Origin of the sequence: Pseudomonas sp. Root562 (assembly GCF_001427125.1) — a bacterium.
In the GTDB taxonomy this organism is placed as follows: Bacteria; Pseudomonadota; Gammaproteobacteria; order Pseudomonadales; family Pseudomonadaceae; genus Aquipseudomonas.
The window spans coordinates 351,233-363,858 of record NZ_LMGK01000021.1; the positions used below are offsets into that span (position 1 = coordinate 351,233).

Consider the following 12,626-nt stretch of genomic DNA (forward strand, 5'->3'; position numbering starts at 1 on the left):
GGGCGCAGTTTAAAGGCATTTGGTGGGCAATCTCCATGATCCGGCATAAATCCGTTGTGGAAGGTTTTTTTGTGGCAGCGAGTTGGCTCGCACAGGGTTAAAGTCGTCAGCGGTAATCAAGGATGACAAGGGGAATGAGCGTGGTTGAGTTGTTGACCCAATGGCCATTCGGCGCCATGGACTGGTTGATCATCGGCGCGGGCATCGTCCTGGCCTACATCGTATTCGGCATCGCCGGCTTCGGTACCGCGCTGGTCGCCGGGCCGATTCTGATTCTGTTCATGCCACTGTCGAAAATCGTGCCGCTGTTGGTGTTGCTGGATTTTGTCGCGGCGTTCGGCAACCTGTTGCCCTCGCGACGGGATGTGGCGAAACCGGAGTTGCTGCGATTGCTGCCGTGCATGGCGCTGGGCTGCACCCTCGGGGTGATTTTCCTGCTGAACCTGAAATCCGATCTGTTGCTGCTGCTGATGGGGGTGTTCATCAGCGCCTACGCGGTCTACAGCCTGTGGATAAAAGTCCGACCGGCACAATTGTCCGCCGCGTGGGCGGTGCCCATGGGGACAGTGGGCGGGATGTTCGGCGCGTTGTTTGGCAGTGGCGGTTTCTTGTATGCGATCTACCTGAACAGTCGGCTGCCCAAGGATGAGGCGAGGGCGACGCAAAGCGCGCTGATCAGTTGCAGCACCGTGGTGCGCTTGAGTCTGTTTGCGGTCGCAGGCGTGTATGCCGAACTGCCATTGCTGGTGTTGGCGCTGTGCCTGCTGCCGGCAATGGCGCTGGGGTTGTGGATTGGCCGACGGCTGACCAAGCGCTTGTCCCGCGAGGCGTTCGTGCGGTTGGTGACCTGGTTGGTGCTGGCCAGCGGGATTGCCTTGATCGGGCGTTACCTCAGCACCTGATGCGCAGCGCTCTTGTAGGAGCATGGCTTGCCCGCGATAGCGATCTCACGGACGCCATCGCGGGCAAGCCTTGCTCCTACAGGTGTCAGCTCGGTATCAATCGTTGTACTGGCTCAACAACCGCTCAAGCCGCGCGCTGAGGCGTCGTTTGATTTCGGTTTCGATGTGCGGTGTGAGTCGTCAATGAAGACTCAGTCTGTGGCGAGGGAGCTTGCTCCCGTTGGGGCGCGCAGCGACCCCTATCAGGTAGATGCAGTCTTTTTGAAAAAATGGTGACAGTTGTTTGGGGGCTGCTGCGCAGCCCAGCGGGAGCAAGCTGTGTTTTCCGTCAATCGTTGTACTGGCTGAGCAACCGCTCAAGCCGCGCGCTAAGGCGTCGTTTGATTTCGGTTTCGATGTGCGGTGCGAAGTCGTCAATGAGGACTCAGTCTGTGGCGAGGGAGCTTGCTCCCGTTGGGGCGCGCAGCGACCCCTATCAGGTAGATGCAGTCTTTTTGAAAAAATGGTGACAGTTGTTTGNTCCCTCGCCACAGTGGATGTGTTTTCCGTCAATCGTTGTACTGGCTGAGCAACCGCTCAAGCCGCGCGCTAAGGCGTCGTTTGATTTCGGTTTCGATGTGCGGTGCGAAGTCGTCGATCACGTCTTGCATGATCAGTTGCGCGGCGGCGCGCAGTTCGCTGTCGAGGTACAGCAGCGCGTCGCCGTTCTTCTCGGCACTTGGCGCTGGTTGAGCGGCGGGCCTGGGGGGAGGTGTCGGTGCGATGGTCGGCGCAGGTTCGCTGACGGTGTCGAACAACATTGGGATCTGTTCCTGGTCACCGTCCTCGACCGTGTCGGTCAGCAGCGGTGGTTGCAGGTTGTCATCGCCGAGCAATTGGCGGATCGACTCAAGGTCGTCCAGCAGATGCGCGGACTTTTGCAGCGGTTTTGGAGTGTCCATCGGAATGCTCAGAGTCGCTGTAAACGGTGATCTTGCAGAGGATAGCCCTGTTCGCGGTAGAAACGGAAACTCTCCCGCGCGGCCGCTTTGATCGTCGGATCTTCAACCACCACTTCCGCCACGCGGGCGAAGCGCTGGGCAAAGGCCGGGACTTTCAGGTCGAGGTTGACCAGCAGGTCCTGATGCTGACCGCAGTCGTCACCCAGACCCAGGACAATCAAACCGTCCGATTCACTTTCAGCAGGGCCGTGGGGCACAAAACTTTCGCCCTTGAAAGCCCACAGGCGTGCATCGAGATCATCACGCTGGGCGGCGTCGCTGCAATGCAGGTAGACGCGGTGGCCCATGCGCCAGGCTTTTTCGGTGAGCTTGCAGGCGAAGTCCAGGCGTGCCGAAGGATCGGCACTGGGCAGGATGTAAAAGTCGACTTTGGTCATTGCGGTTCCTGAGCCTGGGCGGCGTCAGCCGAAGCGACGCCGCCCAGGTTCATTGGTTTCAGGCTTTGGCGCGATCCAGCAGGTATTGGGTCAGCAGTGGAACCGGGCGGCCAGTGGCGCCCTTGTCCTTGCCGCCGCTGGTCCAGGCTGTGCCGGCGATGTCCAGGTGTGCCCAGTTGAGGTTCTTGGTGAAGCGCGACAGGAAGCAGGCCGCGGTGATGGTGCCGGCTTTCGGGCCGCCAATGTTGGCGATGTCGGCAAACGGGCTGTCCAGTTGTTCCTGGTATTCATCGAACAGCGGCAGTTGCCAGGCGCGGTCGTCGGCAGCCTGGCCGGCGCTCAGCAGTTGGCCGATCAACTCGTCGTTGTTGCCCAGCAGGCCGGAGGTATGGGAGCCCAAGGCAACCACGCAGGCGCCGGTCAGGGTGGCGATGTCGATCACCGCTTGCGGCTTGAAACGCTCGGAGTAGGTCAGGGCATCGCACAGCACCAGACGGCCTTCGGCGTCAGTGTTGAGGATTTCCACGGTCTGGCCGCTCATGGTGGTGACGATGTCGCCCGGACGCGACGCGTTGCCGCTCGGCATGTTCTCGGCGCACGCCAGGATGCACACCAGGTTGATCGGCAGCTTCAGTTCGAGCACGGCACGCAGGGTGCCGAACACGCTGGCGGCGCCGCCCATGTCGTACTTCATTTCATCCATGCCGGCACCTGGCTTGAGGCTGATGCCGCCGGTGTCGAAGGTGATGCCTTTACCGACCAGCGCATATGGCTTCTCGGATTTCTTGCCGCCGTTGTATTGCATGACGATCAGGCGTGGCGGCTGGGCGCTGCCCTGGCCTACGGCGTAGAACGAACCCATGCCCAGGGCCTTGATCTTCTTCTCGTCGAGGACTTCGACTTTCAGATCCTTGAATTCCTTGCCGAGGTTTTTCGCCTGCTCGCCGAGGAAGGTCGGGTGGCAGATGTTCGGTGGCAGGTTGCCCAGGTTACGGGTGAAGGCCATGCCGTTGGCGATTGCGGTGGCGTGGGTCACGGCGCGCTGGACTTCAGCCTGGGCGGCCTTGATGGTCAGCAGGGTGATTTTCTTCAGGGCACGCGGTTCGGCTTTCTGGCTCTTGAACTGATCGAACTGATATTCGCCGTCCACCAGGGTTTCGGCCAGCAGACGGGTCTTGCCGTAGCTGTCGCGGCCCTTGACCACAACTTCGTCCAGGGCCAGCACGGCGTCGCTGCCGCCCAGGCCTTTGAGGGTGTTGAGGATGCCGGCGATGGTTTTGCGGAACGGACGGTCGCCCAGCTCTTCATCCTTGCCCACGCCCACCAGCAGCACGCGTTCGGCTTTGAGGTTCGGCAGGCTGTGCAGCAACAGGCTTTGGCCAACTTTGCCCGCCAGGTCGCCGCGCTTCAGAACGGCGCTGATGGCGCCACCGCTGAGTTCGTCGAGTTGTTTGGCGACGGCGCCGAGCTTGCGGCCTTCGCTGACGGCAACCACCAGGGTGGCGGTCTTCAACGTTTCCGGGTTAACGCTTTTTACAACCAGTTCCATGTCCGGGTCCCTGAATTTGATAGTCAACACGCAAGCGCTCGACAAGTGTGTATGTCGCTCGCCTATAAATAGAAAGGCGCCGGTCGTGACCGGCGACGAAGGCCGCAGTTTGAACCTCGCTACCGGCGCCTGACAACCCTCGGTTGTACGATCTTCAGCGCTTTGACAGCCTGCTCGCGCGGTGCGAAGTGACAGGCGCGATCAATCACAGGATAATGCGCCATCTTTTTTTCGGCGGCTCTGCATTAGGGCTGTCTGATATGTTTGCTTGTTTGGCCGCCTTAGCCTGACAACCCTGGAGTGTCTGGTTTGATCGTCTTCCGTTATCTATCCCGCGAAGTCCTGTTGACCTTGAGCGCCGTCAGCGCCGTGCTGCTGGTCATCATCATGAGTGGGCGCTTCATCAAATACCTCGCCCAAGCCGCTTCGGGTCAACTGGATCCGGGGTCGCTGTTCCTGATCATGGGCTTTCGCCTGCCGGGCTTCCTTCAACTGATCCTGCCATTGGGCCTGTTCCTCGGGATTCTGCTCTCATATGGTCGCCTGTACCTCGAGAGTGAGATGACCGTGCTTTCGGCCACCGGCATGAGTCAGCAGCGCCTGTTCCGCATGACCCTGTTTCCAGCCACGCTGGTGGCGCTGGTCGTGGCATGGTTGAGCCTGAGCCTGGCGCCACAGGGTGCCAATCAGTTTCAACTGTTGCTGAACAAACAGGACGCCCTGACCGAGTTCGATACCCTGGAGCCGGGCCGTTTCCAGGCGCTGCGTGACGGCACCCGGGTGACCTACACCGAACAGTTGTCGGATGACCGCATCAACTTGGGCGGCGTCTTCATTTCGCAGAAAAACATCAGTTCCGACAAGAAGGATCGCGGGATCTCCGTGCTGGTGGCTGAGAAGGGCCGCCAGGAAATTCGCCCCGACGGGAACCGTTACCTGATTCTCGACAATGGCTATCGCTACGACGGTAACCCCGGGCAGGCCGATTACCGGGCGATCAAGTACGACGAGTACGGTGTGTTGCTGCCCAAGCCGGATGTCAGTGACGAAGTGACCGACCGCGACGCGATGACCACCACCTCGTTGCTCGGCAGTGACGACATTCGCTCCCGTACCGAACTGCAATGGCGCCTGTCCCTGCCATTGCTGGTGTTTATCGTGACCTTGATGGCGGTGCCGTTGTCGCGGGTCAATCCGCGCCAGGGTCGTTTCCTCAAGTTGTTGCCGGCGATTCTTCTGTATATGGCTTACCTGACCATCCTGATTGCCGCTCGCGGCGCGCTCGAAAAGGGCAAGATTCCACCTGCGCTGGGCTTGTGGTGGGTGCATGGGATATTCCTGGCCATTGGCCTGGGCCTGCTTTATTGGGAGCCTCTGCGCTTGAAGATGGCGAGTCGCCGCAGCGCGCTGGAGGTGGCCCGTGGTTAAGCTCGATCGCTACATCGGCAGCAGCGTATTCATGGCGATCCTTGCGGTATTGGGGATCATTCTTGGCCTGGCAACCCTGTTTGCGTTCATTGACGAGATGAGCGATGTCAGCGATACCTACACCCTGGTCGACGTGCTCAGCTATGTGTTGCTGACGGCGCCGCGGCGTCTGTATGACATGTTGCCGATGGCGGCACTGATCGGCTGCCTGATCGGCCTCGGCAGCCTGGCCAGCAACAGTGAACTGACCATCATGCGCGCGGCTGGCGTATCGATCGGGCGGATCGTTTGGGCGGTCATGAAGCCGATGCTGGTGCTGATGCTGGTAGGGCTGCTGATTGGCGAGTACGTCGCGCCGGCAACCGAAAGCACCGCTCAGGCCAACCGTTCGCTGGCTCAGGGCAGTGGCGATGCGCAGAGTGCCAAGCATGGGCTGTGGCACCGTCAGGGTGACGAGTTCATTCACGTCAACTCCGTGCAGCCCAACGGCTTGCTGTATGGCGTGACCCGCTATCGCTTCGATGATCAGCGCCACATGCTGTCTTCCAGCTTCGCCAAGCGTGCGGAGTTCGACAAGGATCACTGGCAGCTGAGCGACGTCACCACCACGCTGTTCCACGAAAAGAGCACGGAAGTGGTCAGTACGCCGGTCGAGCGCTGGGATGTGGCGTTGAGCCCGCAGCTGCTGAGCACCGTGGTCATGGCGCCCGACTCGCTGTCGATCACCGGCCTGTGGGGTTACATCCACTATCTGGCGGACCAGGGCCTGAACAATGGTCGCTACTGGCTGGCATTTTGGGTCAAGGTGTTGCAGCCGCTGGTCACCGCCGCCCTGGTATTGATGGCCATCTCTTTCATCTTCGGCCCATTGCGCTCGGTGACCCTCGGTCAGCGAGTGTTCACCGGTGTACTGGTGGGGTTCACCTTCCGCATCGCCCAGGATTTGCTGGGGCCTTCGAGCCTGGTGTTCGGTTTCTCGCCGCTGTTTGCGGTGCTGGTGCCGGCCAGTGTCTGTGCCCTGGCCGGGCTCTGGCTGTTGCGTCGCGCCGGTTGATGGCAGCCTCTTGCTGATCTCGCTGATGATAAAAAACGCCCCTGTCGCAAGACCGGGGCGTTTTTGTACAGGCCGTCCGGCCTGCAAACGTGACGCTTGCACCGGGGATCAGGTACAATTCCCGGCTATTTTTCGGCGGGCTATGCCTGCAGCCTTTTTGAGTGTTGATCCGTGAGTGATTTGAGTCATATCCGCAATTTCTCCATCATCGCCCACATTGACCATGGCAAGTCGACGCTGGCCGATCGCTTCATCCAGATGTGCGGCGGCCTGGCCGAGCGTGAAATGGAAGCCCAGGTACTGGATTCCATGGATCTTGAGCGTGAGCGCGGGATCACCATCAAGGCCCACAGCGTTACTCTGTATTACAAAGCCCGCGATGGCATCACCTATCAGCTGAACTTCATTGATACCCCGGGCCACGTTGACTTCACCTACGAAGTCAGCCGCTCGCTGGCCGCTTGTGAAGGCGCACTGCTGGTGGTCGATGCCGGTCAAGGCGTTGAAGCGCAGTCGGTTGCCAACTGCTACACGGCCATCGAACAGGGCCTGGAAGTGATGCCGGTGCTGAACAAGATCGACCTGCCACAGGCCGATCCGGACCGTGTCAAAGAAGAAATCGAAAAAATCATCGGCATTGATGCCACCGACGCGGTCACTTGCTCTGCCAAGACCGGTCTGGGCGTCGATGAAGTGCTTGAGCGTCTGGTCACCACCATTCCTGCGCCGACCGGCAACATCGAAGATCCGCTGCAAGCGTTGATCATCGATTCCTGGTTCGACAACTACCTGGGCGTTGTCTCCCTGGTGCGTGTGCGTCACGGCCGGGTGAAGAAGGGCGACAAGATTCTGGTCAAGTCCACCGGCAAGATCCACCTGGTGGACAGCGTCGGCGTATTCAACCCGAAACACACCGCTACCGTTGACCTGAAGGCCGGCGAAGTAGGCTTCATCATCGCCGGCATCAAGGACATTCACGGCGCGCCAGTGGGCGATACCCTGACCTTGAGCTCGACGCCGGACGTCGACGTACTGCCAGGTTTCAAGCGCATCCAGCCGCAGGTCTACGCCGGTCTGTTCCCGGTCAGCTCCGACGACTTCGAAGATTTCCGCGAAGCGCTGCAAAAGCTCACCCTGAACGACTCGTCGCTGCAATACACCCCGGAAAGCTCCGACGCCCTGGGCTTCGGCTTCCGTTGTGGCTTCCTCGGCATGCTGCACATGGAGATCATCCAGGAGCGCCTGGAGCGCGAGTACGACCTGGACCTGATCACCACCGCACCGACAGTAATCTTCGAGCTGCTGCTCAAGACCGGTGAGACGATCTACGTCGATAACCCGTCGAAACTGCCGGACTTGTCTTCGATCGAAGACATGCGCGAGCCGATCGTGCGTGCCAACATTCTTGTGCCGCAAGAGCACCTGGGTAACGTCATTACCCTGTGCATCGAAAAACGCGGCGTGCAGGTCGACATGCTGTTCCTCGGCACCCAGGTTCAAGTGACCTACGACCTGCCGATGAACGAAGTGGTGCTGGACTTCTTCGATCGCCTGAAATCCACCAGCCGCGGCTATGCTTCGCTGGATTATCATTTCGATCGTTACCAATCGGCTAGTCTGGTGAAACTGGACGTGCTGATCAACGGCGACAAGGTCGATGCCCTGGCGTTGATCGTGCACCGTGACAATGCGCACTACAAAGGTCGCCAGTTGACCGAGAAGATGAAAGAACTGATTCCGCGGCAGATGTTCGATGTGGCAATCCAGGCCGCCATTGGCGGGCAGATTGTGGCGCGGACAACCGTCAAGGCGCTCAGAAAGAACGTATTGGCCAAATGCTACGGTGGTGACGTCAGCCGTAAGAAAAAGCTGCTGGAAAAGCAAAAGGCCGGTAAAAAACGCATGAAGCAGGTCGGTAACGTGGAAATTCCACAAGAAGCCTTCCTTGCCGTGCTCAGGTTGGATAGTTAGGTCCTATGTCACTAAATTTCCCGCTGTTGCTGGTCATCGCCGTGTTCGTCTGCGGCCTGTTGGCGTTGCTTGATCTGTTGATCCTGGCGCCGCGTCGGCGTGCCGCCATTGCCTCCTATCAGGGCAGCGTCAGCCAGCCGGACAGGGTGGTTGTCGAAAAGCTGAACAAAGAACCGCTGCTGGTTGAATACGGCAAGTCGTTCTTCCCGGTGTTGTTCATCGTGCTGGTGCTGCGTTCGTTCCTGGTGGAACCGTTCCAGATTCCTTCCGGTTCGATGAAGCCGACCCTGGACGTTGGCGACTTCATTCTGGTGAGCAAGTTTTCCTATGGGATCCGCCTGCCGGTGATCGACAAGAAAATCATCGAAGTCGGCGAGCCGCAGCGCGGCGATGTGATGGTGTTCCGCTACCCGAGCGATCCGAACGTCAACTACATCAAGCGTGTAGTGGGCCTGCCGGGGGATGTAGTGCGTTACACCGCCGACAAGCGCTTGTTCGTCAACGGCCAGTCGATTGCCGAGCAACTGGTCGGCTCCGAGCCGGGCACGCTGGGCAGTGCCGAGCTCTACAAGGAAAAACTCGGCATCGCCGAGCACCTGATCCGCAAGGAAATGAGCCGCTACCGCGCCGCACCGGATCGTTCCTGGACGGTGCCTGCCGGGCACTACTTCATGATGGGCGACAACCGCGACAACTCGAACGACAGTCGCTACTGGGATGATCCGAGCATTCCCAAGGATCTGCTGGGCATGGTTCCCGACAAGAACATTGTCGGCAAGGCCTTTGCAGTCTGGATGAGCTGGCCGGAACCCAAACTCAGTCACCTGCCGAATTTCTCGCGGGTTGGCCTGATCAAGTAATCAAACACGGCGCTGTTGAACACAGCGCCGAATGCATTTCTGGAACCGGCACAATCGGCGCCAGATGCATGAAGCCAATGATATTCAGGACGTTATTTTTGAACACAGCGTTAATTGTCCCAGGCCTGCGCCAAATCCCGGCGATGGCGGTGGAATCCAACCACGAACTCAGCGTGGGTAAACCGTGAGCGTCTCCTTAAGCCGTCTCGAGCGTCAGCTCGGCTACACCTTCAAGGATCAGGAACTGATGGTCCTGGCCCTGACTCATCGCAGCTTTGCCGGGCGCAACAATGAGCGCCTGGAATTCCTCGGTGATGCCATCCTCAATTTCGTTGCAGGCGAAGCGCTGTTCGATCGCTTCCCGCTGGCCCGCGAAGGTCAATTGTCGCGTTTGCGCGCGCGTTTGGTGAAAGGTGAGACCCTGGCCGTACTGGCTCGTGGTTTCGATCTGGGCGAGTACCTGCGCCTGGGTTCCGGCGAGCTGAAGAGCGGCGGATTCCGTCGCGAGTCGATTCTGGCCGATGCCCTGGAAGCACTGATCGGTGCGATCTATCTGGATGCCGGCATGGAAGTGGCGCGTGAGCGCGTGCTGGCCTGGCTGGCTGGAGAATTCGAAGGCCTGACGCTGGTCGACACCAACAAAGACCCGAAAACCCGCCTGCAGGAGTTCCTGCAGTCCCGTGGTTGCGAACTGCCGCGTTACGAAGTGGTGGATATCCAGGGTGAACCGCATTGCCGGACGTTCTTCGTCGAATGCGAAATCATCTTACTGAATGAAAAAAGCCGAGGTCAGGGTGTGAGTCGTCGTATTGCCGAACAGGTAGCGGCCGCCGCAGCACTGATTGCCCTGGGTGTGGAGAATGGCAATGACTGATACAAACGCAACTCGCTGTGGCTATGTTGCCATCGTCGGCCGTCCCAACGTGGGCAAGTCCACGCTGCTGAACCACATCCTGGGTCAGAAGCTGGCGATCACTTCGCGCAAACCGCAAACCACCCGCCACAACATGCTCGGTATCAAGACCGAAGGTGACGTGCAAGCGATCTACGTCGACACCCCGGGCATGCACAAGGGTGGCGAGAAGGCCCTGAACCGCTACATGAACAAGACCGCTTCGGCGGCGTTGAAAGACGTCGACGTGGTGATCTTCGTGGTCGACCGCACCAAGTGGACCGACGAAGACCAGATGGTCCTCGAGCGCGTGCAATACGTCACCGGCCCGCTGATCGTGGCGCTGAACAAGACTGACCGCATCGAAGACAAGGCCGAGCTGATGCCGCACCTGTCCTGGTTGCAGGAACAGCTGCCGAACGCTCAGATCATTCCTATCTCGGCCCAGCACGGTCATAACCTTGATGCCCTGGAGCGCGTGATCGCCGATCACCTGCCGGAAAACGATCACTTCTTCCCGGAAGATCAGATCACCGACCGCAGCAGCCGTTTCCTCGCCGCCGAACTGGTACGCGAGAAAATCATGCGCCAGATGGGCGCCGAGCTGCCGTACCAGATCACCGTCGAAATCGAAGAGTTCAAGCAGCAGGGCAAGACTCTGCACATCCATGCCTTGATCCTCGTCGAACGTGACGGCCAGAAGAAAATCATCATTGGCGACAAGGGCGAGCGCATCAAGCGTATCGGCACCGAGGCGCGCAAGGACATGGAGCTGTTGTTCGACTCCAAGATCATGCTCAACCTGTGGGTCAAGGTGAAGGGTGGTTGGTCCGATGACGAGCGCGCTTTGCGTTCGCTGGGTTACGGCGACTTGTAAATCAACACGGATCGACTGTGGGAGCGGGGCCTCTGTGGCGAGGGGCCTCGCTCCCGCTCGGCTGCGAAGCAGTCGTAATCCCTGCCATTGTGTTTTCCCTGAAACACTGAGGTGCACGGTTTTGGGGCCGCTTCGCAACCCAGCGGCAGCAAGCTCCCTCGCCACAGTGGATCTCCAGAGTTTCGAAAACTGATGTCAAGCAGCCCGCCTCCCGCCCAACCCGCCTACGTCCTGCACTCCCGCGCCTACCGCGAAAACAGCGCGTTGGTCGACTTCCTCACGCCGCAAGGTCGGTTGCGGGCGGTGTTGCGCAGTGCACGGGGCAAGGCCGGAACATTGGCGCGGCCGTTCGTGCCGCTGGAAGTCGAGTTCCGGGGCAGGGGTGAGCTGAAGAATGTCGGGCGCATGGAGAGTGCCGGTGTCTCCACCTGGCTCAATGGTGAAGCGCTGTTCAGTGGCCTTTATCTCAATGAATTGCTGATTCGTCTGCTGCCCGCCGAAGACCCGCATCCCGGCGTTTTCGATCACTATGCCGCGACCTTGCTGGCCCTGGCCGAAGGCCGTCCGCTAGAGCCGTTGCTGCGTTCGTTCGAATGGCGCTTGCTTGATGATCTCGGTTACGGTTTCTCGTTGAGCACGGACATCCATGGCGAGCCCATCGCTTCGGACGGCCTCTATCGGCTGCAAGTGGATGCCGGGCTGGAACGGGTCTACCTGCTGCAACCGGGGTTGTTCAATGGCGCTGAACTGCTGGCCATGGCCGAGGCCGACTGGAGTGCGCCGGGTGCTTTATCCGCAGCCAAACGCCTGATGCGCCAGGCGCTGGCCGTGCATCTGGGCGGGCGACCACTGGTTTCCCGCGAGTTGTTTCGAAAGCCGTAAATTCCCCGTGTATGCTGTGCACCGAACTTTCTCTTCTTCTGGAGCGCTTTCCGTGACCACCAGCACCCGCATTCTTCTTGGCGTGAACATCGACCACGTTGCCACCTTGCGTCAGGCCCGGGGCACTCGCTACCCCGACCCGGTCAAGGCGGCACTGGATGCGGAAGAGGCGGGCGCCGATGGCATCACCGTGCATCTGCGCGAAGACCGTCGGCACATCCAGGAACGCGACGTGCTGCTGCTCAAGGACGTGCTGCAAACTCGCATGAACTTCGAGATGGGCGTCACCGAAGAGATGATGCAGTTCGCCGAGCGTATCCGCCCGGCGCACATTTGCCTGGTGCCGGAAACCCGTCAGGAGCTGACCACCGAAGGCGGTCTGGACGTAGCGGGTCAGGAGGAGCGGATCAAGGCGGCCGTTGAGCGTCTGTCGAAGATCGGCGCTGAAGTGTCGCTGTTCATCGATGCCGACGAGCGCCAGATCGAAGCCTCGCGCCGCGTTGGCGCCCCGGCGATCGAATTGCACACCGGGCGTTATGCCGATGCCGAGACGCCGACCGCAGTGGCTGAAGAGCTCAAGCGTGTGGCCGATGGCGTGGCGTTTGGCCTGGCCCAGGGGCTGATCGTCAACGCCGGCCATGGCCTGCATTACCACAACGTCGAAGCCGTGGCGGCGATCAAGGGCATCAACGAGCTGAACATCGGCCATGCGCTGGTGGCCCATGCGTTGTTCGTCGGCTTCAAATCGGCGGTGTCGGAGATGAAGGCGCTGATTCTGGCGGCTGCTGCCAAGGCATAGGCCTTACGCCGCTCGTTCCCACGCTCTGCGTGGG

At 60.0% G+C, this 12,626-nt stretch carries 12 protein-coding genes; 9 read left to right on the top strand and 3 right to left on the bottom strand.

Going from position 1 to position 12,626, the window contains the following annotated elements; all coding sequences use genetic code 11:
- Positions 1–134: 134 nt before the first annotated feature.
- The gene (locus ASD60_RS17380; RefSeq protein WP_056855175.1) at positions 135–902 is read left to right on the top strand and encodes a sulfite exporter TauE/SafE family protein; all 768 of its coding nucleotides are present in this window, start codon (positions 135–137) and stop codon (positions 900–902) included.
- Between the two features lie 548 nt (positions 903–1,450).
- On the opposite strand, the gene ASD60_RS17385 is transcribed toward ASD60_RS17380, so the two are convergent.
- From ASD60_RS17385 to ASD60_RS17395, 3 genes are read right to left on the bottom strand one after another with little or no spacing between them, the layout of a single operon-like run.
- Entirely contained in the window at positions 1,451–1,843 is a 393-nt protein-coding gene (locus ASD60_RS17385) for a hypothetical protein (protein WP_056855176.1), read from the bottom strand.
- 8 nt (positions 1,844–1,851) lie between these two features.
- On the bottom strand, positions 1,852–2,280 hold the full coding sequence (locus ASD60_RS17390) for a DNA polymerase III subunit chi (protein ID WP_056855177.1): 429 nt from the start codon (positions 2,278–2,280) through the stop codon (positions 1,852–1,854).
- Positions 2,281–2,338: 58 nt separating this feature from the next.
- Entirely contained in the window at positions 2,339–3,829 is a 1,491-nt protein-coding gene (locus ASD60_RS17395; RefSeq protein WP_056855178.1) for a leucyl aminopeptidase, read from the bottom strand.
- A gap of 309 nt (positions 3,830–4,138) precedes the next feature.
- Between ASD60_RS17395 and lptF the strand changes: the two genes are divergently transcribed.
- From lptF to pdxJ, 8 genes are all read left to right on the top strand, one after another.
- The gene (lptF, locus tag ASD60_RS17400) at positions 4,139–5,257 is read left to right on the top strand and encodes an LPS export ABC transporter permease LptF (protein WP_056855179.1); all 1,119 of its coding nucleotides are present in this window, start codon (positions 4,139–4,141) and stop codon (positions 5,255–5,257) included.
- On the top strand, positions 5,250–6,311 hold the full coding sequence (gene lptG / locus ASD60_RS17405) for an LPS export ABC transporter permease LptG (protein WP_056855180.1): 1,062 nt from the start codon (positions 5,250–5,252) through the stop codon (positions 6,309–6,311). The genes lptF and lptG overlap by 8 nt, the downstream gene beginning before the upstream one ends.
- Positions 6,312–6,482: 171 nt before the next feature.
- Positions 6,483–8,282, top strand: a complete 1,800-nt coding sequence (gene lepA / locus ASD60_RS17410; RefSeq protein WP_056855181.1) for a translation elongation factor 4 — start codon at positions 6,483–6,485, stop codon at positions 8,280–8,282.
- A gap of 5 nt (positions 8,283–8,287) precedes the next feature.
- Positions 8,288–9,142 (top strand): signal peptidase I, encoded by an 855-nt coding sequence (gene lepB, locus ASD60_RS17415; protein ID WP_056855182.1) that lies wholly within the window; start codon positions 8,288–8,290, stop codon positions 9,140–9,142.
- A gap of 184 nt (positions 9,143–9,326) precedes the next feature.
- Positions 9,327–10,016, top strand: a complete 690-nt coding sequence (gene rnc, locus ASD60_RS17420; RefSeq protein WP_018927089.1) for a ribonuclease III — start codon at positions 9,327–9,329, stop codon at positions 10,014–10,016.
- Entirely contained in the window at positions 10,009–10,911 is a 903-nt protein-coding gene (gene era / locus ASD60_RS17425; RefSeq protein WP_008056597.1) for a GTPase Era, read from the top strand. The genes rnc and era overlap by 8 nt, the downstream gene beginning before the upstream one ends.
- Before the next feature lie 192 nt (positions 10,912–11,103).
- The gene (gene recO, locus ASD60_RS17430; protein WP_056855183.1) at positions 11,104–11,793 is read left to right on the top strand and encodes a DNA repair protein RecO; all 690 of its coding nucleotides are present in this window, start codon (positions 11,104–11,106) and stop codon (positions 11,791–11,793) included.
- Between the two features lie 52 nt (positions 11,794–11,845).
- Positions 11,846–12,592 (top strand): pyridoxine 5'-phosphate synthase, encoded by a 747-nt coding sequence (gene pdxJ, locus ASD60_RS17435; protein ID WP_056855184.1) that lies wholly within the window; start codon positions 11,846–11,848, stop codon positions 12,590–12,592.
- The last annotated feature ends 34 nt before the right edge of the window (positions 12,593–12,626 follow it).